13 protein-coding genes and 1 tRNA gene are annotated in these 22,415 nt (G+C 65.0%); 12 read left to right on the top strand and 2 right to left on the bottom strand.

Annotated elements, in window-relative coordinates; genetic code table 11:
• Positions 1-19 precede the first annotated feature (19 nt).
• The 3 genes from lysX to rlmN all read left to right on the top strand — a co-directional run bounded on the left by lysX (position 20) and on the right by rlmN (position 4,866).
• Positions 20-3,322, top strand: a complete 3,303-nt coding sequence (gene lysX, locus ACP8JZ_RS05760) for a bifunctional lysylphosphatidylglycerol synthetase/lysine--tRNA ligase LysX (protein WP_484482224.1) — start codon at positions 20-22, stop codon at positions 3,320-3,322.
• A gap of 105 nt (positions 3,323-3,427) precedes the next feature.
• Positions 3,428-3,503, top strand: a tRNA-Pro gene (locus tag ACP8JZ_RS05755).
• A gap of 142 nt (positions 3,504-3,645) precedes the next feature.
• Positions 3,646-4,866, top strand: coding sequence for a dual-specificity RNA methyltransferase RlmN (gene rlmN, locus ACP8JZ_RS05750; RefSeq protein WP_308614421.1), 1,221 nt, complete (start codon positions 3,646-3,648; stop codon positions 4,864-4,866).
• 153 nt (positions 4,867-5,019) lie between these two features.
• Here the strand turns inward: rlmN and ACP8JZ_RS05745 are convergent, their stop codons facing one another.
• Positions 5,020-6,432: a serine hydrolase domain-containing protein gene (locus ACP8JZ_RS05745; protein WP_484482223.1), complete on the bottom strand. Its 1,413-nt coding sequence runs from the start codon at positions 6,430-6,432 to the stop codon at positions 5,020-5,022.
• Between the two features lie 350 nt (positions 6,433-6,782).
• Here ACP8JZ_RS05745 and gdhA point away from each other — a divergent pair, with 350 nt between their 5' ends.
• From gdhA to ACP8JZ_RS05700, 9 genes are all read left to right on the top strand, one after another.
• Entirely contained in the window at positions 6,783-8,120 is a 1,338-nt protein-coding gene (gene gdhA / locus ACP8JZ_RS05740) for an NADP-specific glutamate dehydrogenase (RefSeq protein ID WP_484482222.1), read from the top strand.
• An 84-nt stretch (positions 8,121-8,204) separates the two neighbouring features.
• Positions 8,205-9,407: a 1-deoxy-D-xylulose-5-phosphate reductoisomerase gene (dxr, locus tag ACP8JZ_RS05735; RefSeq protein WP_484482221.1), complete on the top strand. Its 1,203-nt coding sequence runs from the start codon at positions 8,205-8,207 to the stop codon at positions 9,405-9,407.
• Positions 9,404-10,687 carry a M50 family metallopeptidase gene (locus tag ACP8JZ_RS05730; protein WP_484482220.1) on the top strand — a complete coding sequence of 428 codons (1,284 nt, stop codon included), beginning with the start codon at positions 9,404-9,406 and terminating at the stop codon, positions 10,685-10,687. Before dxr ends, ACP8JZ_RS05730 begins: the two co-directional genes overlap by 4 nt.
• Before the next feature lie 189 nt (positions 10,688-10,876).
• Positions 10,877-13,846, top strand: coding sequence for an ExeM/NucH family extracellular endonuclease (locus tag ACP8JZ_RS05725; protein ID WP_484482219.1), 2,970 nt, complete (start codon positions 10,877-10,879; stop codon positions 13,844-13,846).
• A 250-nt stretch (positions 13,847-14,096) separates the two neighbouring features.
• Positions 14,097-15,239 (top strand): flavodoxin-dependent (E)-4-hydroxy-3-methylbut-2-enyl-diphosphate synthase, encoded by a 1,143-nt coding sequence (ispG, locus tag ACP8JZ_RS05720; protein WP_065860532.1) that lies wholly within the window; start codon positions 14,097-14,099, stop codon positions 15,237-15,239.
• 1 nt (position 15,240) lies between these two features.
• Entirely contained in the window at positions 15,241-16,080 is an 840-nt protein-coding gene (locus ACP8JZ_RS05715; RefSeq protein WP_306517742.1) for a GNAT family N-acetyltransferase, read from the top strand.
• Positions 16,081-16,225: 145 nt separating this feature from the next.
• Entirely contained in the window at positions 16,226-17,971 is a 1,746-nt protein-coding gene (locus ACP8JZ_RS05710; RefSeq protein ID WP_484482809.1) for a proline--tRNA ligase, read from the top strand.
• 268 nt (positions 17,972-18,239) lie between these two features.
• Positions 18,240-19,994, top strand: a complete 1,755-nt coding sequence (locus ACP8JZ_RS05705) for a TIGR03767 family metallophosphoesterase (protein ID WP_484482218.1) — start codon at positions 18,240-18,242, stop codon at positions 19,992-19,994.
• 445 nt (positions 19,995-20,439) lie between these two features.
• The gene (locus ACP8JZ_RS05700) at positions 20,440-21,213 is read left to right on the top strand and encodes a sulfite exporter TauE/SafE family protein (RefSeq protein ID WP_306517740.1); all 774 of its coding nucleotides are present in this window, start codon (positions 20,440-20,442) and stop codon (positions 21,211-21,213) included.
• Positions 21,214-21,364: 151 nt separating this feature from the next.
• On the opposite strand, the gene ACP8JZ_RS05695 is transcribed toward ACP8JZ_RS05700, so the two are convergent.
• A complete protein-coding gene (locus ACP8JZ_RS05695) occupies positions 21,365-22,333 on the bottom strand; it encodes a DUF4439 domain-containing protein (protein WP_023034064.1) in 969 nt (322 codons plus the stop codon).
• Between the last annotated feature and the right edge of the window lie 82 nt (positions 22,334-22,415).

The raw sequence follows: 22,415 nt of genomic DNA, 5'->3' as shown, positions 1-22,415 counted from the left end.
TGCTGGCAAAGTATGCATCGTGCCATTCACTCGTCACAGCAGACCCCATGCGGCTTCCCTGGTGCCCAGACTCATGGGTGTCGGGGCTGCACTGTTGATCCTCGCGTTGCTCTTCCGCCGAACCTGGTGGCTTGACGGGCTCGTTCGGGCATTCACGATTCTCGTGTTCCCCATCGAGGGATCGGGCTGGTTGACGGCTGTTCTGCTCGTCATCTTCTCGTTCTCCCTCAAGCAACGCAGGAGAATCGCCTGGTGGGTGTGCGTGGCGGGTTTCCTGGTGCGCTGGCTCATCACCTGGGGTTACGTCGCTGCCCTCGTCATCGAGGTGGCCTCCGGGCGGCCCACGGACTACGTGTCCGACTACTGTCTCGCCGAGTACCTGTTCAATGTGGTGAGCATTGGTGCCATACTCTGCCTGCTCATCGCCGACCGACATGATTTCGTGGCTCGGGTGGCCAGGCGGAACTTCAACCGGGCGGTACTCGTCGCCCTCGTCGGTGTCCTCGTCTCGCTCGCAGCCGGGTGGGCCATGAGTTCGGCAGCAGGTGTCACCGACAGCCCCACGTCCCGGCTGCTCACCCTGCTCGAACATCTCACCAACATTCCGGGCATTGCCCCGGTGGACGCGACGATGCCCGGATGGCTGTTCCGCATCGTGAGTTTCCTCATGGCCGTGGCAGTGGTTGCGGCGCTCATCGTCCTCATGCGGTCCCAGCACGACATCAGATTCATCGACATCGACGAGGAACTGGAGCTGCGTCGTCTGCTGGCACAGAACCCGGCTGACTCGCTGGGATACTTCTCGTTGCGGCGTGACAAGGCAGTCATCTTCTCCGAGAATCGCCGGGCAGCGATCTGCTACCGCGCCGAACTGGGCGTGGCCCTGGCCTCCGGGGACCCCATCGGACCGCGGGGACAGTGGTCTGGGGCAATCTCGGCCTTCATGGACATGGCTCATTCCAACGGATGGACGCCTGCCGTGCTGGGTACCTCCGAACAAGGCACCCTTGCATGGCAGCGAGCGGGCCTGCGAGCAGTGCGCATCGGCGATGAAGCCATCCTGTCGCCGCAGAGTTTCACCCTGGAAGCTCCGGAGATGAAATCGGTGCGCACCAGCGTCAACCGGTTGCGCCGAGCTGGCTACACGACTCGGGTGCGACGCCATGACGAGATCGACCCGCAGGAACTCGCCCACCTCATCGCCCTGGCCGACCTGTGGCGTCGCAACGGCGATGAACGTGGATTCTCCATGGCCCTGTCCCGACTGGGGGACCCATTGGACGGGCGTTCGGTGATGGTCGAGGCGTTGTACCCGATGGACGGGCCGATGGCAGGACGCACTGCAGCGCTGCTCTCCTTCGTGCCCTGGGGCCCCGACGGCCTCAGTCTCGACGTCATGCGACGTGATCTGCAGAAGGCCGACAACGGCGTCACCGAACTCATGGTCGCCGGTCTCATGGCTGCTGGGCGTGAGATGGGCATTCATCGAGTCTCACTCAACTTCGCCGTGCTGCGCGAGATGATCGAACAGGGTGACCAGGTCGGCGCCCTCATGGTGCATCGTCTCAACCGCCGGCTGGTCGGTACGGCGTCACGGTGGTTCCAGATCGAACAGCTCTACCACTCCAACGTCAAGTACCTGCCCAGTTGGCAGCCCCGGTACCTCGTCTTCCCGGTGACGGCAGATCTGGCACAGGTGGGGCTGGCCATGGGCATTGCCGAGGGGCAACTCGACATCCCGCGCTGGCTCTACCGGGGTGTCCCGCCCGAACAACAACCCATCTACCGTTCCGAGGAACATCCCGAGATCGCTGCCTTCCTGAGCTCCCGGGCCGATGCGCCATCGCTGCCGCAGCGTCTGCTGCCCGAGCAGATGCGGGTACGGATGGCGACTCGCCAGCACATGCTTGATGCCGGCGTCCAGCCCTACCCTCCCGGCTGCACCCCCGACCATGCCCCGGGCGATGTGGCGCATGCGGCGATGGGTGAGCAGATGAGCCTCAGTGGCCGAGTCGTGGCGGCACGTGACCATGGAGGAGTGGTCTTCTGCGACATGGCCGACTGGTCGGGGCAGTGTCAGGTGCTGCTCGAGGAGGCGACCTTGGGTGCCCGATCCATGCAACGACTGCGCAGTCAACTCTCCCTGGGAGATCACCTCGTCGTCTCCGGGACGATCGGCAGGTCACGCAATGGCACGACGAGCCTGTTGGCCGAGCACTGGAAGGTCTCGGCCAAGTCGCTGCGCCCACTGCCCAACCGGCGTGACGGTCTCACGGACCCCGAGTCCAAGGTGCGACGCCGCTACCTCGACCTCATCGTCAACCCGAGTTCTCGCGATCAGCTCGTGGCACGGTCCCGGGCGATTCGGGCAGTACGGGAGACCTTGCTCTCCCATGACTTCCTCGAGGTCGAGACCCCGATCCTGCAAACCATTCACGGCGGGGCGAATGCCCGGCCGTTCCGCACCCACATCAATGCCTACGACACTGATCTGTACCTGCGTATCGCCCCGGAGCTGTACCTCAAGCGACTCATGGTCGGCGGTGTGGGCAGGGTGTTCGAGATCGGACGCAATTTCCGCAATGAAGGGGCCGACGCCACCCACAACCCGGAGTTCACCATGCTCGAGGCATACCAGGCATATGGTGATTATGCCCAGATGCGCGAACTCACCGCCCAGATGATTCGTCGTGCTGCCACCGCAGCACTGGGCACGACGATGGTCCATGGGGTTGATCGACAGGGAATGCGTCACGAGTTCGACCTGGCCGCACCGTGGCGAGTCGTCACCGTCAACGAGGCACTGTCGCAGGCACTGGGCGAGGAGGTGAGTGCCGACACGTCCCGGCAGCAGCTCGTCGCCCACGCCAAGAGGCTCGGCATTCCCGTCAAGCCGTCCGCCTCCCGCGGTGACGTCGTACTGGAACTGCACGAGCACCTCAGCGAACGCACCACCGTCGAGCCGACGTTCTACTGTGACTTTCCCACCGAGGTCTCCCCGCTGACTCGCCAGCACCGTGACGATCCGCGACTTGCCGAGAAGTGGGACCTCATCGTCCTGGGCTCGGAGGTGGCCACGGCCTACACCGAGCTCGTCGACCCGGTGATCCAGCGGGAGCGATTCACTGCCCAGTCGTTGCGAGCCGCTGGTGGTGACCCCGAGGCGATGGAACTCGACGAGGACTTCCTGGAGGCACTGGAATATGCGATGCCCCCGTCGGGGGGCATGGGCATGGGACTGGACCGGCTCGTCATGATGCTCACCGGGGCATCCATCCGTGAGACGATTGCCTTCCCGCTGGTCAGGCCTCGCAGGGTGTGAGTGTGCCAGACCATGTTCCGGACGGGTCCGGCTGAGCTGTCCGGGAGCCATGAGCTCCTGGCAATTCGCACAACGCGGCCCGATCCAGTAAGCTGGGCAGGTCAACGGGGCGTAGCGTAGTGGCTAGCGCGCCTGCTTTGGGAGCAGGAGACCGCAGGTTCGAGTCCTGTCGCCCCGACCATGTGCGCAGGAGGCATCATCGTCTCTCACCCGCCACACACGTGACGAGGTACGAGCAGCACCACGACGTGCGATCACCGGTGTGATGCCGCTGACGTTCTTGTCCGGTTGCCACGTCCGGTGTCGATGACGAGGATGGTTCCATGACCCACGATGCACGCCCCACCACGTCGCGGCTCGGCCTCGCCCTGCCCGAGACACCCTTGGCCGAACCAGGAAAACAGCGGCCGGTCGTCGTCAAGTCGCCAGCACGTCGGATGCCGCGCAAGCACTGGATCGACCTCACCGACGACCAACGGGTCCAAGCCGTCAAGGACCTTGGCCTGCCGGCCTTCCGTGCCAAGCAGATCAACTCCCACGTCTTCGAACGATGGGAGATCGACCCCACCGAGTGGACGGACCTTCCCAAGGACGCCCGGGCCCGGATCGCCGAGGCCTGGTTCCCCACCATGATCACCCAGGTCTCCCAGCAGAGCGCCGATCGCGGTACGACCGTCAAGACCTTGTGGCGTCTCATCGGTGGGGCGCTGGTCGAATCGGTGCTCATGCACTACCCGGCCACTCGGCACTCTGCGGCACGCACCACGCTGTGCATCTCCTCCCAGGCCGGGTGCGGCATGGCCTGCCCGTTCTGTGCGACGGGCCAGGGCGGTATCCAGCGCAACATGCTGGCCTCCGAGATCGTCACCCAGGTGCTTGCAGCCAACCGTCTCATCGCGGCCGGGGGAGTGCGGGGTGCACGTGAGCGGGTGCACAACATCGTCTTCATGGGCATGGGCGAACCGATGGCCAACTACAAATCGGTGCTGCACGCAGTGCGAACCCTCACCACCCCCACCCCAGGAGGTGTCGGGATGAGCGCCCGGGCCCTGACGATCTCGACGGTCGGACTGGTGCCGCGCATTCGGGCGCTCACCGGGGAAGGCCTGCCGGTCACCCTCGCCGTGTCGCTGCACGCCCCCGACGACGAACTTCGTGACGAGCTCATTCCCGCCAACAAGCGCTGGAAGGTCGACGACCTGCTCGATGCGGCGTTCCAGTATGCCGAGACCACGAAACGACGAGTGTCGATCGAGTATGCACTGATGCGTGACATCAACGACCAGGCCGATCGCGCTGCCGTGCTGGCCAGACAGCTGCGGCGTCGGGGCGACTGGAACTGGGCGCACGTCAATCTCATCCCCCTCAACCCGACGCCCGGGTCACGGTGGACGGCTTCACGCCAGGAGGACCAGGACGCCTTCGTCGCCACCCTGGAACGGTGGAAGATTCCAGTGACGGTGCGTGACACCCGTGGCTCCGACATCGACGGGGCATGTGGCCAGCTGGCGGCCAAGGGGCGCGTCGACGAACTCGGGGTGTGAGTGGCTCCACGCGTGGCGGCCTTGGCCCGGAAAACCCGCAGAAGGTGTTCTGTCGCTCCTGGCATGGCTGTGCCCCGTGCGATCCCGCGTGATCGGTGCGCGTGACCGGCGGTTCTCGACTCCTGCGCGGTGCGGCCGCCACACGGGGCATGTTCACACGGGGCGTACCAGGGACCACAACGACTGGTCACCCAGCGGTTCCGCGTCCCACGTGGCGCACGGCTCGTCACCCAGTACCAGACGCAGGGTGTGCGGGCTGGAGACCACGGCAAGGTCGACGACGAGTCCCGCCGCAGTCCATCCCCCGCAGCAGGCCACGTCCAGCAGACCCTCGGCGCCACCGGTCGACGACTGGGGCGGCAGCGCGCAGCGGGTGTGTTCCCAACGCTGGTGTCCCACCCGCACCCGCAGGGTTCTGTCGTCGGGAAACGTCCAGGTGAGGTTCCACCCGTTCTGTCCGGGGGCCACGACAAGATGACCACCCTCCAGCATGGTCTGCACCGAGCGGACTGGGTCGAAATCCCCGTCGATGGTGGGGATCGTGCGTGTCACCTCTGTGACGTCGTCGTCCGCCAGGGTGTGATCCGCATCGTCTGGTTCGGGGTCGCTGTGTGCCGTCCTGTCCAGGGCTGGGACGAGGCGTTGCCACATCGTGCTCAACACGGTCTGGATCGCTCCCGGGCCTGCTGCCGGACAGTTGTTCGTCGAGACGATGACGGCGTCCTGCTCGGGGAGCACCAGGACGTACTGGCCGAAGGCCCCGTCCAGTCGATAACCGTGCTGTGAGGTCCACACCTGCCAGCCATAGCCCAGTGCCCAGTCCGGGCCAGCGTTGCCGTCCGTCCTCACCTGGGTGCGTCGGTGCATGTCGATCCACTCCGCCGGGAGCAGCCGAGCGCCGTGGTGAATGCCGTCGTCAAGCAGCAGTTGCCCCACCTTGAGCAGGTCCGAGGCGTCGATGTGGAGACCGCTGTAGCCCAGCACCTGCCCGTCGAGATCACGTTGCCAGGAGTAGTCGGTGATCTCCAGGGGAGCGAGGACGTGCTGGTCCACCAGGTCGACGACGGTGCGTCCGGTGTGTCGGGCGACGAGGCGTCCCAGGATCCAACTCGCCAGATTGTTGTAGGCGAAGTCGGTGCCTGGACGGCTGAGCGGCTCGGTGGTCAGGAAGTCCGCCACCGACGACTCCGCGGGTGGGTGGTTGCGTGCCAGCAGTTGCTCGGTCTGTTCCGGGCTGTGCCCGGAAGACATGGTGAGCAGGTCGCGTACCCGGATCTGGCTGGCCACCTTCCCCAGCTGTTCGGGCAGGATCTCCGGCCACAGGTCGACCAGACGGTCGAGATATCCGAAATGCCCCTCGTCGACCGCGATGCCCACGGCCATGGAGGTGAACGTCTTGGACACCGAGTACACCAGTGACGGCTGGTGCTTCTGCCACGGGGCGTTCCGGCATGCTGCGAGCAGACGTCCGTGCTGGCAGACCAGGAGCCGGTGGGGACGGCATCCCGCTGCTGCCAGTTCGTCGAAAACCTCGGTCGTCACCTCAACCACTTCTGCACTGCTCATGACCACCACGGTAGTGCGCTCACACTGACACGCGGACGAGGTCGGACCACCGGGGTTGAGTGGTTGGAAGCGATGCTCGAGTGCTGCTGGCCAGTGACCCGGGCACGGATCTGGCCGCAGAGCGCAAGACGTGGCTGGTCATGCCCGGCACGACACAGCCCGGTCGATGAGGCAGCGCGAGTTGTTGTGGCAGCTCGCGTCGGTGGGGAGGGCGGAAGCGGTCCGGTGATCTCATGGGGCGCCACAGTGTGTGCCCCGGTGTCATCCCGACCCGAAATGTGGACGTCCAGCGGTTGTTTTGCCTACGGTGGAAAAATGGTGGTACAGATCATCAATTCTCAGGAGGCCCGATGGATTCCCAGCTGGAGAACGTTTACCAGAACGTTTTACGACGCAACCCCGGAGAGGCTGAGTTCCACCAGGCCGTCCTCGAGGTCTTCGAGTCGCTTGGCCCCGTGCTTCGCAAGAACCCACAGTACGTCGAGGGGGCAGTGCTCTCACGTATCTGTGAACCGGAACGGCAGATCATCTTCCGAGTTCCCTGGGTGGACGACTCGGGTCGGGTTCGTATCAATCGCGGCTTCCGCGTGGAGTACTCCTCGGTGCTCGGCCCGTACAAGGGTGGCCTGAGGTTCCGCGAGTCGGTGAATCTGGGAATCATCAAGTTCCTCGGATTCGAGCAGATCTTCAAGAACTCCCTCACCGGACTTCCCATCGGCGGCGCGAAGGGCGGTTCGGACTTCGATCCGCACCAGGCCTCCGAGGGCGAGATCATGAGGTTCTGCCAGTCGTTCATGACCGAGCTGTACCGTCACGTCGGCGAGTGCACCGACGTTCCCGCCGGCGACATCGGTGTGGGCATGCGTGAGATCGGCTACCTGTTCGGTCAGTACAAGCGCATCACCAATCGCCACGAGTCCGGTGTGCTCACCGGCAAGGGCCTCACCTGGGGTGGTTCCCTGGTGCGTACCGAAGCCACAGGCTACGGCGTGGTGTTCTTCACCCAGAGAATGTTGCAGCAGGCTGGCAAGGATCTTGACGGCATGCGGGTCACCGTCTCCGGATCGGGAAATGTCGCCATCCATGCTGTGGAGAAGGCGCAGGCCCTCGGCGCCACCGTCGTGGCCTGCTCGGACTCCAGCGGTTATGTCATTGACGAGAAGGGTGTTGACGTCGCCCTGCTCAAGCAGGTCAAGGAGGTGGAGCGGGCACGCATCAGCGAGTACGCGGCACGTCGTGACAGCGCCACCTTCCACACCTCTGGATCCATCTGGGACGTGCCGGTGGACATCGCCCTGCCCTGTGCCACCCAGAACGAGCTCGACGGGGATGCAGCTGCGACCCTCATCCGCAATGGTGTGATCGTCGTCGCCGAGGGGGCGAACATGCCGTCCACCCCCGAGGCGGCGCGAGCCTTCCAGAAGGCATCAGTGCTGTTCGCACCGGGCAAGGCGGCCAATGCCGGTGGTGTGGCGACCTCGGCCCTGGAGATGCAGCAGAACGCCGCTCGGGACTCGTGGAGCTTCGAGGACACCGAGGCTCGACTGCAGCAGATCATGGACGACATCCACGACAACTGCATCCAGACGGCTGATCTCTACGGACATCCGGGGGACTACGTCGTGGGTGCCAACATCGCCGGTTTCATCAAGGTGGCGGACGCCGTCATCGCCCAGGGCATCGTCTGATCGACGATGGGCGAGGAGCGCCGTATGGGCTACTTCCCGCCCGGCTGGTGTTGGTCTGGTGACGATTCATGGAAAACTGGATGGGTGAAGAAGGTCATCATCCTGGGGTCAACCGGATCGATCGGCACCCAGACACTCGACGTCATCAGTTCGCGTACCGATCAGTTCCGGGTGGTTGGTCTGGCAGCCGGTGGCTCCCAGTTGGAGTTGCTGGCCCGGCAGACGGTGGACTTTCACGTCCCCGTCGTCGCCCTGCCACGTGAGGAACTGGCTGAGGAGTTCCGTGCCGCGTTGCACCGTCATGCCAACAGCTGCGGTGTCAGACTCCATGAGGTGGAGGTGCTGGCCGGCCCGGGGGCGTCCGCCGAACTTGCCGGCCATCCGGCCGACACCGTCTGCAATGCCATCACTGGCGCTGCCGGCCTGCTCGCGACGATGGCCACCCTCGAGGCAGGGACCACCCTGGCCCTGGCCAACAAGGAGTCCTTGGTCATCGGCGGAGGGCTCGTCACCCAGGCGGCCGCACCGGGGCAGATGGTTGCCGTCGACTCCGAGCACTCGGCCTTCGCCCAGTGCCTGCGTGGCGGACGGCGCAGCGAGGTGCGTCGTCTCATCCTCACTGCCTCTGGCGGACCGTTCCGTGGGCGTACCCGTGCCGAGTTGGCCCACGTCACCGCTGCCGATGCCCTCAAGCACCCCACCTGGAACATGGGGCGGGTCATCACCATCAACTCCGCAACCTTGGTGAACAAGGGGCTGGAGTTGCTCGAGGCCGCCCTGCTCTACGACGTCGACCTCGACGACATCACCGTGGTGGTCCATCCGCAGTCGGTGGTGCACTCCATGGTCGAGTTCTGCGACGGAGCGACGATTGCCCAGGCCTCCCCGCCGGACATGCGGCTGCCCATTGCCCTGGGACTCACCTGGCCGGATCGTCTCCCCGATGCCGCCGCCGGCTGCGACTGGACCCAGGCCGCCTCATGGACCTTTGAACCATTGGATTCCGAGACCTTCGGTGCGGTGGAACTGGCCCGACGAGCCGGCAAGGCCGCCGGGACGGCACCAGCCGTCTTCAATGCCGCCAACGAGTCCTGCGTCGACGCCTTCTGCCGTGGCGAGATCGGGTTCACCGACATCACCGACATCATCACCGAGGCGGTCGACGAGCACCTTGCCCAGGGACACGTCGACGATGCCCATGTGAGTCTCGACGACGTCCTGGCTGCCGACACGTGGGGTCGCGAACGTGCCGCAGAACTCTGCGTGCAGCACAGGACCCACCCGTGAACGTCCTCATCTCGATCCTGGGCGGAGTCGTCTTCTTCGGTCTCATCATCGTCTCAGTGCTGCTGCACGAGGCTGGCCACTTCATCCCGGCGAAACTGTTCGGGATGAAGGCCACCGAATTCTTCGCCGGTTTCGGGCCGACCATCTGGTCGACGCGGCGGGGCGAGACCACCTACGGCTTCAAGTGGCTGCCGTTCGGGGGCTACACCAAGATCATCGGCATGTATCCGGTCGACGTCACCCATCGGCGCAGTACGTGGTTGACGAGGGTTGCCGACCAGGCCCGGCAGGCCGAGAGCGAGGAGATCACCCCGCAGGACCGGGGGCGTCTGTTCTGCGACAAACCGGTGTGGCAGCGTCTGGTCGTCATGAGCGGGGGAATCCTCACCAATCTACTGCTGGCTTTCCTGCTGTTCTGGGGTGTGTTCGGCATCGCCGGGCGCCCAGCTCAGACGACGAGTGTGGCGGCAGTCAACGAGTGCGTGCTGAGCACCAGCGACCCGTCGCGGTCGTGCACCGCGAATGATCCCGAGACGCCGGCCCACCGGATGGGTCTGCAGCCAGGTGACGAGGTCGCCTCGTTCAACGGTGTCGAGGTGACGTCGTGGGAACAGCTCTCCGATCTCATCCGGGCCAACACCGACCAGCCGGCCACCCTCGTCATCGTCCGGGACGGCCAGCGACGTACCCTGCCCACCGTCAACACCGTCACCAACACCGTGCGCGACCGTTTGGACCCGACCCGCACCGTCGAGGCCGGGTTCATGGGATTCATGCCGCAGGCCGTCGTCGTCCACTCCGGGCCGGGTGACACCGTCTCCGAGATGTGGCAGATGTCCAAGCAGTCCCTGCACGCGCTGGTGCGTCTGCCGGTACTCACGTGGAACGTCGCCTCCGACGTCGTCACCGGGAAGGCACGGGATGTCAACAGCCCGATGAGCATCGTCGGGGCCTCCGTGGTGGCAGGTGACGTTGCTGCCAACGACCAGCTCACGACGGGGGACAAGGTGGCGTTCGGGGCGAGCCTGCTGGGTGGTCTCAACCTCTTCCTGTTCTGGCTCAACGTCATCCCGCTGCCCCCGATGGACGGTGGACACATTGCCGGGGCGATCTACGAGTGGATCAAGCGCGGTGTCTTCCGGGTGCTGGGCAGGCCCGATCCCGGTCCAGCCGACACCGCCATGATGCTTCCGGTGGCGTGGGTGATCGGCGGAGCACTGTTGGTCATGGGCATCATCCTCATCATTGCCGACCTCGTCAGCCCGGTACGGCTGTTCTGAGGTGGCGTCGTTCGTCCGGTCGTGCTCCGGAACGCGTGCGGTTGCGGATCTACTGCGTGACGTTTCGGGGTCCTTCGGGTGTATGACAGGTGAAAGGCCGGTAATCATTGGATGGACTGGCATGTGAAGGGGCAAAGTGTGCTGTGGCCGCGCCTCTGCGGCTGAAAAGCTCTACCCTTGGAGTACCCGATGATGAACACCTCTGGCCGTATGCGCCGGGTGCTGACCGGTATCGCCGCGGTGACGACCTCGGCCCTCGCATGTGCCGGTCTGCTCGTACCAAGTGCCAATGCCGGCCCAGCTTCCCACCCACTCATCAATGAGGTCTACGGTGGCGGTGGCAACAGTGGAGCCACCCTCACCCACGACTTCGTCGAACTCGTCAACCCCACCTCCGAGACGATCTCGCTGGACGGATACGTCGTGGAGTACTACGGAGCCACCGGCAATCGCGGCAACAGGTGCACGTTGAGTGGATCGGTCGCCCCCGGCGGTCACTTCCTCGTCCAGCAGGCCAAGGGAGCCGGTGGTACCCAGGCACTGCCCACCCCGGATGCCACCTGCGGTGCCAACATGAGTGGCACCAAGGGATCGGTGCAGCTGGTCGGCCCGGATGGTACGGTCGTCGACCTCGTCGGCTACGGTGCCGCCACCAAGGCCGAGGGAAAACCGACCAAGGCACTGTCGAACACCACCTCGGCCCAGCGGGGTGGCCTCGAGGACACCGACGACAACTCCGCGGACTTCGTCATCGGCACTCCCAGCCCGATGAACTCCGCCAGCACACCGGCTCCCAGCACGCCAGGCACTCCTGACCAGACGGGCAGCCCCACCCCGAGCGGTTCTGCGACCCCCACTGCCTCCGAGACCCCGGCCGGCCAGACGAGCATCGCCGACATCCAGGGCACCACCGACACCAGCCCGATGGTCGGCAGGACTGTGACCACCACGGGCGTCGTCACCGCCGCCTACCCCAAGGGCGGGTTCAATGGTCTCTACATCCAGACCCCCGGAACTGGTGGTGTGGCCAAGGCCCCGACCGATGCCTCCGACGGCATCTTCGTCCACTCCGCCAAGGCCGCCAGTGCCTACACCGCAGGTCAGTGCGTCGTCGTCTCCGGTGAGGTTTCGGAGTTCAACGGCCTCACCGAGATCAATGGGACGAACGTCACCGAGACCAAGGGCTGTGCCGACGTCAAGCCGGTGAAACTCGCAGCCCTGCCGCGCACCGATGCGCAGCGTGAGGCGTATGAGTCCATGCTCGTGGAGCCACAGGGCACCTACACCATCTCCAACAATTACCAGCTCAACCAGTTCGGCACCGTTGGCCTCGCCTTCGGCACCGAGCCGCTGTACCAAGGTACCGAGGTGGCCCGTCCCGGTGAGGATGCCAAGAAGGTCGAGGACGAGAACCGTGCCCGATCCATCAATCTGGACGACGGTGCGAGCTGGAACTACCAGACCAACGACGAGGCCAAGAACTCCCCGCTGCCGTACCTGTCCCAGGACACACCGATGCGTACCGGCTCCCACGTGGGCTTCACCAAGCCGGTGATCATGGACTACCGATTCGGGTGGAACTTCCAGCCCACTGGCATGGTCTCGGGCGCCCAGTCGCCCCACAGTCCGATCACCACCACCAATGATCGTCCGGCCAAGGCCCCGAGCTTCGACTCCGATCTCAAGCTCGCCAGCTTCAACGTGCTCAACTACTTCACCGACCTGGGCAAGGACGAGGACGGCTGCAAGGCCTACACGGATCGCACCGGCACGCCGGTCACCGCCAATTTCTGCACGGTGCGCGGTGCCTACACCCGAGAGGCGTTCCACGACCAGCAGGCCAAGATCGTCACGGCCATCAACGGTCTGGACGCCGACGTCGTCGCGCTCATGGAGGTGGAGAACTCCGCGTCCATCACCTACCTGCCCGGTCAGCCTCGTGACAAGGCCCTGGCCCATCTGGTGGACGAGCTCAACAAGGCTGCTGGTTCCCAGGTCTGGGGCTACGTCGCCTCGCCGACCGTCGTGCCGCCCCATGAGGACGTCATCCGTACCGCGTTCATCTACCGACTCGACTCGGTGCGCCCGGAGGGACCATCGCTCATCCTCATGGATGATGCCTACGCCAATGCCCGTCAGCCACTGGCCCAGAAGTTCGCGGCCACGAACGGCAGGGGCTCCTTCGTCGCCGTCGCCAATCACTTCAAGTCGAAGGGTTCCGGGGAGGACGACGGCACCGGTCAGGGCAAGTCGAACCCCTCACGTACTGCCCAGGCCCAGGCACTGATCGACTGGAGCGCCAAGGAGTTCGCCGGCGAGCCGGTGTTCCTGCTCGGTGACTTCAACGCCTACGGCATGGAGGATCCGGTCATGAAGATCAAGGACGCCGGCTACACCGAGGTCGTCGAGCAGCTCGCTCCTGGCGCGTCGACCTTCCAGTACGGTGGACGTCTGGGTTCCCTGGACCACATCTTCGCCAATGCTGCTGCCATGAGGATGGTCCATGGTGCCGGGGTGTGGGACATCAATGCCGACGAGTCCATCGCCATGCAGTACTCCCGTCGCAACTACAATGTGACGGATTTCCACACGAGCGGACCATGGGCTGCCTCCGACCACGATCCCGCCCTGGTGGGGATCACGTTCCCGGGCGCGTCGACCCCGCAGCCCAGTGAAACCCCGTCCGTCGAGCCGAGCGCGTCGGTGTCGACACCGCCCAGTGGTGAGCCGTCTGTTTCGCCCACTGCGTCGCCTGCCACGCCGAGTGTGACGCCTGGTGGGCCGTCTGTCACCCCGGCTCCGTCGGTCTCGACCCCGTCTGCCTCGCCGTCGTTGCCTGCGTTGCCGACGCCTGATCCGGGCGATGAGCCCAGTGTGCTCCCCGTCCCCACGGTGACTTCCGAGTCCACTGTTACCCTCGGGCCCGCGATGAGTTCGGAGCCCACCGTGAGCCCGGAACCGACTCGTCCTGCCACACCCGGTGACGAGTCCAGTGCTGCTGCGGGTGGGACGCCCGGCACCCCGAGCGCCACACCGGCGGGGGCTTCGGCATCCGCACATGGAACCGGTACTGACGACGTGTCGGGGGATGCCGCTCAGGCTGCCGTCGTACCTGGAGGGTCTGCTGAGTTGCCGGCCCTGCCGGCCACCGGCATCTGATCACGCCATCGGCTGATTCGTCACCGAGCCGCCCCTGCCACTCGTGGTGGGGGCGGCTCTGGTGCTCCAGACGTGTTGCGCCTGCGGGTTACTATGAGTTCGGCATCTGATACCACCACGGCTGCACGCCACGGCGACAGACCATCACGGGGCCCACGCTTCGGCTCCCAACGCCTGGGTCTGCACCACTGCCGTGGAGAAGGTACTAGGCTCGCCATGTTGGATCGCACCCGCTTGCGAGGAGAACGTCATGACCGTCAATCTGGGCATGCCCACGCCCCCCATCCCGACCTTGGCACCGCGTCGCAAGACCCGCCAGATCAAAGTCGGTGACGTGCTGGTCGGTGGTGACGCCCCCATCAGTGTGCAGTCCATGACGACGACCAAGACGCACGATGTCGGGGCCACCCTGCAGCAGATCGCTGCCCTCACCGCCGCTGGTTGCGACATCGTACGGGTGGCCTGCCCGACCGACAAGGACGCAGCAGCCCTGCCTGCCATCGTGGCGAAGTCACCGATCCCGGTCATCGCAGACATTCACTTCCAGCCCAAGTACGTCTTTGCCGCCATCGAAGCCGGTTGCGGGGCAGTGCGCGTCAACCCCGGCAACATTCGCAAGTTCGACGACCAGGTCGAGACAATCTGCCAGTCGGCCCACGAGCACGGCACCAGCCTGCGCATCGGTGTCAACGCCGGCTCCCTGGACCCGCGACTGCTCGCCAAGCACGGCTCGGCCACTGCCGAGGCCATGGTCGAGTCCGCCCTGTGGGAGGCGAGCCTCTTCGAGCAGGTTGGATTCCACGACTTCAAGATCTCGGTGAAGCACCATGACCCAGTCGTCATGATCAAGGCGTACGAGCTGCTCTCCCAGGAGTGCGACTACCCCCTGCACCTGGGTGTCACCGAGGCCGGCCCGGCGTTCCAGGGCACGATCAAGTCGGCAGTCGCCTTCGGACACCTGCTCGCCGAGGGCATCGGCGACACCATCCGGGTCTCGCTGTCCGACGACCCCGTCGAGGAGGTCAAGGTCGGCGTCAAGATCCTCGAGTCGCTCAACCTGCGTCCCCGCGGCCTGGAGATCGTCTCGTGCCCGATGTGCGGTCGCTGCCAGGTTGACGTCCTCAAGCTCGCCAACGACGTCACCGACGCATTGGCCGATGTCGACGCTCCATTGCGCGTGGCCGTCATGGGATGCGTCGTCAATGGCATCGGGGAGGGTCGCGAGGCCGATCTGGGGGTGGCAGCCGGAAATGGCAAGGGCAAGATCTTCCAGCACGGCGAGGTCATCACCACCGTGTCCGAGGACCAGATCGTTGACACGTTGGTCTCCGAGGCCCATCGCATGGCGGCAGAACTCGACGAGGGCGGTGCCCCCGAGGTGACGGTTTCCTGAGGTGAGGACTCGAGTCCGTCCACTCGACGACGACGACCTTCCCGACACCCTGGCACTGCTCGGTGCCCACCCGGTGGAGAACCTCTTCTTCCTGGATCGCATCCAGCAGGGCGGGCTGAAACGATCGCGGTTGGGCTGCCCGGTGTACGGGGCATTTCGTCATGGCGACCTCGTCGGCCTGGTGCACGTCGGGTCCAACCTGGTTCCGGTTGCCGACGACGAGGAGGTACTCGCCGCCCTGGCAGCCCGGGTGGGGCCGTGGCGCACGTCAACGTCGATCATGGGTACCCAACGAGCTGTGCTGCCGTTCCACGAGCACCTCACCCATCTGTCGGAACGAGCATGGGGACACCCCCGTGCCACACGCACGGACCAGCCCCTGCTCGTCATCGACTCCCCACCGGCGATCACGCCGGATCCGCGAGTTCGGATCGTGGGATTCGAGGACTTCGAGTCGTACTTCCGTGCTGCCGTCGACATGTACACCGAGGAGGTTGGCGTCAGCCCGCTGGATCCGTCCAACGGATATCGTCGTCACATGCTCGCCATGATGCAGCGGGGGGACACATTCGGCATTCTCGACGAGCATCGCATCGTGCGATGGAAGTCCGACGTTGCCCTGTCCTGGGGCGGGGTCTGTCAGATCCAGGGGGTGTGGCTCGATCCCGCCCTGCGTGGCCAACGTCTGTCCGCCCCCGCCATGGCTGGTGTGGTTCAGCTCGCCAGGCTTCGCCACCACACCGTCACGTTGTACGTCAACGACTTCAATGTCGTTGCGCGGGGCACCTATGACGCGGTTGGTTTTCGTCGGATCGGCACGATGACGACCATCCTGTACTGAAGCGTTCTCGGCTGGACGTCCTGCGCCGAGGGCTGCGCACCGGATGACCGGTTCGGAGGCGATAGGATCACCCCGGTTGGTGACAGTCACGCCGAAGGGCGGCGGAGGGCCGAGCACCACCGGAAAGGCAGACATGTTGACGCGCATGAGCGAGTTCTTCGTCCGAACGCTGCGGGAGGACCCGGCCGATGCCGAGGTGCCCAGCCACCGTTGGCTGGTACGGGCGGGATACATCCGTAGGACGGCACCGGGCATCTACACCTGGCTGCCGTTGGGACTGCGGGTGCTGCGCCGGATCGAGGCCATCGCTCGTGAGGAAATGGCGGCCATCGGCTCCCAGGAGGTGCACTTCCCGGCGCTGCTGCCATCGGAGCCCTACAAGCAGACCAATCGGTGGGTCGAGTACGGCGACAACCTGTTCCGCCTCAAGGACCGCAAGGGGGCCGACCTGCTGCTCGGGCCCACCCACGAGGAAATGTTCACCCTGCTCGTCAAGGACATGTACTCCTCGTACAAGGACCTCCCGTTGTCGATCTACCAGATCCAGAACAAGTACCGCGACGAGGCGCGACCACGTGCCGGAATCTTGCGTGGCCGCGAATTCGTCATGAAGGACTCCTACTCCTTCGACATCGGCGACGAGGGTCTTGCCGCCTCCTACGAGAAGCATCGTGCGGCCTACATCAGAATCTTCGACCGGTTGGGATTCGACTATGCCATCGTGCGAGCCATGTCCGGTCCGATGGGTGGGTCACGCTCCGAGGAGTTCCTGGCGGTCGCCGAGAACGGTGAGGACACCTTCGTGCGCTCTCCGGGTGGGTACGCCGCCAATGTCGAGGCCGTGCGCGTCGCTGCCCCTGAGCCGCTCGACTTCTCGGACGTTCCGCAGGCGCAGGTGCGTGACACCCCGGATGTGCCGAGCATCGATGCTCTGGTACAGCTGTCCAACGAGCGCTATCCGCGTGAGGACCGAGCCTGGCAGGGCGACGACACCTTGAAGAACATCCTCTTCAAGGTCATCGAGCCCGACGGCACGACCCACCCGCTGGCCATCGGTCTGCCCGGGGACCGTGAGATCGACGAGAAGCGTCTCGAGGCAGCCCTGGAACCAGCTGAGGCCGTCCCGTTCACCGACGAGGACTTTGCCGTCCATCCACACCTGGTCAAGGGCTACATCGGTCCGCGAGCGCTGGGGGAGACGAGTGAGTCGAAGGTGAGGTACCTCGTCGATCCGCGGGTGGTCACCGGCACGGTGTGGATCAGCGGTGCCGACGAGGCCGGACGACACGTCTACGATCTCGTTGCCGGGCGCGACTTCACCCCCGATGGCGTCATCGACGTCGCCGAGGTGCGCGAGGGTGATCCGGCTCCGGATGGCTCGGGGCCGCTCACCCTGGCCCGTGGCATCGAGATGGGCCACATCTTCATGCTCGGCCGCAAATATGCCGAGTCGCTGGGGCTCAAGGTGCTTGATCAGAACGGCAAGCTCGTGACCGTGACGATGGGCTCCTATGGCGTGGGCATCTCGCGTGCCGTGGCCGCCGTGGCCGAGTACACCTGTGACGACAAGGGCCTGGCCTGGCCGCGCAGCGTCGCCCCGTTCGACGTGCACGTGCTGGCCACCGGCAAGGGTGACGACATCCGCACCGAGGCCACCCGGATCGCCACCGAGCTCTCGGAGGCCGGCCTGGAGGTGCTGTTCGACGATCGCAAGGCATCCCCGGGGGTCAAGTTCGCCGATGCGGAGATCCTCGGCATGCCGACCAGCGTCGTCGTCGGGCGTGGCCTCAAGGACGGGTTGGTCGAGATTCGTGATCGCAGGAGCTCCGAGCGTCGTGACGTGGCCGTGGCCGATGTCGTTGCCCAGGTTCTCGACGAGGTTCGGGGTTGACGCAATTCGTGGTCGGCGATGGATTCACCGGCGGGGTGTTCCGGCCCCCTCGGAATTGTTTGCCAGAACGTAACCTGAACTTCAATTTCTCGATGACTCGATGACTCCTCGGGGTCGGTCCATCTGCCTAGTATGCAGAAAAGACCGACCCCGTTCGTCAAGCTGAGTCGCGATGCCGATGGTGCCTCTCATGGGCACCATGACACCTCGAGTCGCTTGACGGATGTGGTTTTCCGCGTATGGAAGGACAGTCAGAGCCTTGACGAACATGCCCGAGAATCGTCCTGACACCCACCTCACCAACACCAACATCGGCCGACGTGGTTTCCTCGGCGGTGCCACCTTGGTTTCTGCTGCAGCTCTCCTGGGTACCGATGTGGTCCCCGGTCATGCCGCAGAGCGTACTCACAGCATTGCCGGCACCACCCTCGAGCAGGTTGGCCTGCCTGCGAGCAATGACGGCTACCAGCGCATTGTCGCCCACAAGGGTTTCCCGCTGCGCGTGCGTGAGGACATGATCTCGGCCAAGGGCGGACGCGACGATCGTCGTACCGCACTGGCCAGCTTCGTGCAGGTCACCGACTTGCACGTCACCGACGTCCAGTCGCCGATGCGAGTGGAGTTCATGCATCCCTTTGCCGGACCGGCATTCCGCCCCCAGGAGCCCCTCGGCCCGTTGGGCACCGCCTCCTTGGTGCGTCGCATCAACTCCTTGCCCGGTGGACCGTTCACCGGTCGCAAGTTCGACATGGTCGTGAGCACCGGTGACAACACCGACAACCACGAGACCATTGAGCTCGAGTGGTACCTCACCATTCTCTCCGGCGGCACCCTGACCGCCAACAGTGGCTCCAAGGAGCGCTGGGAGTCCGTCCAGACCTTTGGCGACAAGCTGTACTACAACCCCGAGTCCAGCATCAACGACATGTACAAGAAGGCCGGCTACCCCAAGGTGGACCGCTACTTCGAGCGCATCATGAAGCCGTTCAGCTCCCCGGGCCTCCAGATTCCGTGGTACGCCGTCTTCGGCAACCACGACGACTCGGTCCAGGGCACCCTGCCCTCCGACTGGAGCCTGTTGGAGGCCATGTACACCGGTGACCAGAAGCTCATGGGCTTCGCCGACGAGCGCGACAAGCAAGCCTTCCTCACGGCCACCAAGGGTGGCCAGAAGGTTGACCTCACCAACCGTGCCGTCTCGCTCACCCAGCACGTCACCCCGGATGCCAAGCGCCGCCCCTTCACCCCGGCGCAGTTCATCAAGGCGCACCTCGACAACGCCCCCGCCGGATCCCCAGCTCCCGGTCACGGCTTCACCCAGAACGATCTCGACGCCGTGCGCGGCTACTACACCTTCCAGATCGCTCCGGGCGTCACCGGCATTTCGATGGACTCCACGAACCGGGCTGGCTACACCAACGGTTCGCTCGACGACGTGCAGTGGAAGTGGCTCAAGCAGGTGCTGCGGGCTGGCAGCTCCACCTACTACGACGACTTCGGTGTGCGCCGCCACCACCAGGTCTCCGACCAGATGTTCATCCTGTTCAGCCACCACACCTCGTGGACGATGAACAACCTCATCCCGCCGATGGATGGCACCGGCAAGCGGCACGGCGGCAATCAGCTCGTCGACCTGCTGGGGCACTACCCGAACGTCCTGGCCTGGGTCAACGGTCACACCCACAACAACAACATCGTTGCGCACCGCAACTTCAGCGATGCACGTCGTTGCTGGTGGGAGATCAACACCGCTTCCCACGTCGACTTCCCGCAGATGGGTCGCATCCTCGAGGTCACCGACAATCACGACGGCACGATCAGCCTGTTCGCCACCCTGATCGAGTCCGATGCCCCCTACCAGGTGGACTACGACACCACCACTCCTGAGGGTCTGGCCAGCCTCTACCGTGAGTTCGCTGCCAACGACCGTCACCTGGGCGTTGTCGACCACCACGGAAACCGTCGTATGGGCAAGAGCACGGATCAGAACACCGAGCTTCTGCTGGCACACCCCTGGGCCTGATCTCCTGCTCCATCTCCCCTCATTCACCCAAGGTACTCGGTCAGTCACGGGGGATGCCTGACCGGCTCACGAGCGCCCGTCCAAGGACATCTTGGACGGGCGCTCTGGGTCGTCATCCGGGGATTGTCACGAACAATTTTCCAAACGCGGGGGATCGGACGCCGCGCCAGGCCATCACGGCACGGGCCGATCACCACCGGAGTCCTGTACGGCAGGATGTCCGACCCCAGTGCCCATCACGGCATGGAGCCGATCACCTTCCGGTGGGGGATCGGACTGCCGCTGCATCGTGGCCAGTTGCGGGTCGGTGGCCATGAGTGGTTGCCTGTGAGGTGGTGCCAGATTCCGCAGCACTGGGCTCCAGGGTGCCCGGTCTTCACAATGTCAGGTCCAGGAGTGTCAGCCGAATGCATGGCACCGACGTCATGTCTGGGGAGAGGAATTCATGGTCTCGACCGCTGTCCTGATCGGATTGATCGTAGCTGCCTTTGGAGCGGGATGGGTCAATGCCGTGGTTGGAGGTGGCGGATTGATCATGCTGCCCTCGCTGCTGGTGAGTCTGCCCCGGGAGGTTCCGGTGGCAAGCGTCGTCGGTACCAACAAGACGGCTCAAGTGGTGGGAAACATCACTGCCGGGGCGTCGTACCTTCGCAGGCAACGCCCGGACTGGCGAATCTTCCTGTGGGCTGCGTTCACCGCGCTGCTGGGTGCGCTGGCCGGGGTGCGCGTGCTTCGTCTCATGTCTCGCGACGTCTACACCCCCATTCTCCTGGTGGTACTCGTCGTCATCGGTGTCTTCACCTGGCGGCGCCCCACGATGGGGGTCAAGGTCAACGAGGCCGACCAGGGCGGGCACCCATTGCTCATGGCGATCATCGGATTCTTTCTGGGGTTCTACGATGCTGCAATCGGTCCAGGGGTGGGAACTTTCTGGGTGCTCGCCTTCGTTGCCGTGGGCGGTTACAGCTTCCTGCGCGCCTCGGGTATGGCCAAGATGTGCAACTCGGTGACGAACCTCGTGACGATCGTCACGCTGGCCCTTCATGGAGCCGTGTTGTGGCACGTGGTCTGGCCACTCGTCATTGCCAACGTCACCGGGGGGCTCGTGGGAGCCAGAACCGCGCAGAAACACGGTGACAGCTTCGTGCGCAAGGCATTTCTCGTCGTCATTGCCGTGCTGGGGGTCAAGTTGTTCGTCGAGATGATCTGGGGCGGGTGAACAACCACGCGGAGCGCCAGCCGCTGGTTCGTGGTCAGTGTTCACGCACGCCAACCACTCACTCCACCATTGCGCAGAAGGCGTGTCGGCGACGGCATACAGGGGCAGGGCCTCCCCGTACGGCACATCAGCCCGTACGGTACGTCAGGGCTCACACCCAGCCGGGCCAGGTCGGGGTCGCCGCACCCAGCTCACCCAGATGGGTGAGTTCGTCCGCCATGAGTTTCACGGCATCGGCGCGTTTCTGACTCTGCGTCGCAGCGGTGACACGTCCAGCCGCCGAGATGACGTTCTCCTGCAGCTGCGCCCACATGGCTCGCGTCGCAGCGGGGTTGGCCGGTCGTCCGGGCATGGAGTAGGCCGGGTTGAACGGTGTGGGCGTGGCCGATGCGTCGCGTACCTGCTCATGGATGCTCGTGCGCAAGGTGCGCAGCTGCTCGCGGCGTTGCGAGCCCCACTCGTGCAGGGTGGCATCGGTGGTCTGGCCGAGTCCCCACTCCAGCCCGCCCAGCATCGCGTTGATGTGACTGAGCAGCACCTGCTGGGCATCGACCACGGGTTCCTCGTCGATCTGTACCAGCCAGATGTCGTCGAGACGAGCCGCCGGAGCCGTTGAGGAGTTTCCGGCGAAGACGCTCAGCGATGCCCACAGCAGTGCCAGGGAGGGATCATCTGCACTGACGGCGTGGGTGCGGTACCACGCGGCCGTCTCCCGGCGTGTCCTGCGCAGCGAGTCAAGGGTGGGCGACTCGTCCGGGGTGGGGGAGGAACTGGCTTTCGCAGGGGTGCTCGAAGCCTTGGTCGCGGCCTGGGCATCGAATGGGTCGTCGGCGCCCAGCACGGCTGCGTGGCGGCGATGGGCTGCTGCCAGGGCGTTGAGTTTGGCACGGTTGGCGGCGTCCGCACCAGCCACGGCGGTGGCAAGGTCTGCGAGCTGGTTCTCCTTGTGTGCTCCGGCAGACAGGTCGTTGCGCACCTGGGGAGTGAGCTGTCTGCCCCCCGGTGCTTCCTTCTCACCGCGATGTTTTCTCGCTTTCGGATCGGGTGCACACCCCGCCAGTGCGAGTGCTGACATTCCCAGGGCCGTCCCGATGACCTGACGGCGTGACCACAATCCCATGACTGGCATTTTATCGCCGTTGGGCCACGGCTCGGCACTGGTGGAGTGCGCGTCATGAGTGTTCTCACGAAGTTCGTTAAGA

It is taken from the genome of Cutibacterium sp. LaCa_286 (genome assembly GCF_057198075.1).
The sequence above is the reverse complement of the archived record's forward strand: the minus strand, read 5'-3'. Positions and strand labels throughout refer to the sequence as shown.

Bases quoted from the DNA above. Each gene is read 5' to 3' on its own strand.
- rlmN (WP_308614421.1), top strand. From the start codon at position 3,646: ATGACCCACGATGCACGCCCCACCACGTCGCGGCTCGGCCTCGCCCTG.
- ACP8JZ_RS05745 (WP_484482223.1), bottom strand. From the start codon at position 6,432: ATGAGCAGTGCAGAAGTGGTTGAGGTGACGACCGAGGTTTTCGACGAA.
- gdhA (WP_484482222.1), top strand. From the start codon at position 6,783: ATGGATTCCCAGCTGGAGAACGTTTACCAGAACGTTTTACGACGCAAC.
- ACP8JZ_RS05725 (WP_484482219.1), top strand. From the start codon at position 10,877: ATGATGAACACCTCTGGCCGTATGCGCCGGGTGCTGACCGGTATCGCC.
- ispG (WP_065860532.1), top strand. From the start codon at position 14,097: ATGACCGTCAATCTGGGCATGCCCACGCCCCCCATCCCGACCTTGGCA.
- ACP8JZ_RS05710 (WP_484482809.1), top strand. From the start codon at position 16,226: ATGAGCGAGTTCTTCGTCCGAACGCTGCGGGAGGACCCGGCCGATGCC.
- ACP8JZ_RS05705 (WP_484482218.1), top strand. From the start codon at position 18,240: ATGCCCGAGAATCGTCCTGACACCCACCTCACCAACACCAACATCGGC.
- ACP8JZ_RS05700 (WP_306517740.1), top strand. From the start codon at position 20,440: ATGGTCTCGACCGCTGTCCTGATCGGATTGATCGTAGCTGCCTTTGGA.
- ACP8JZ_RS05695 (WP_023034064.1), bottom strand. From the start codon at position 22,333: ATGGGATTGTGGTCACGCCGTCAGGTCATCGGGACGGCCCTGGGAATG.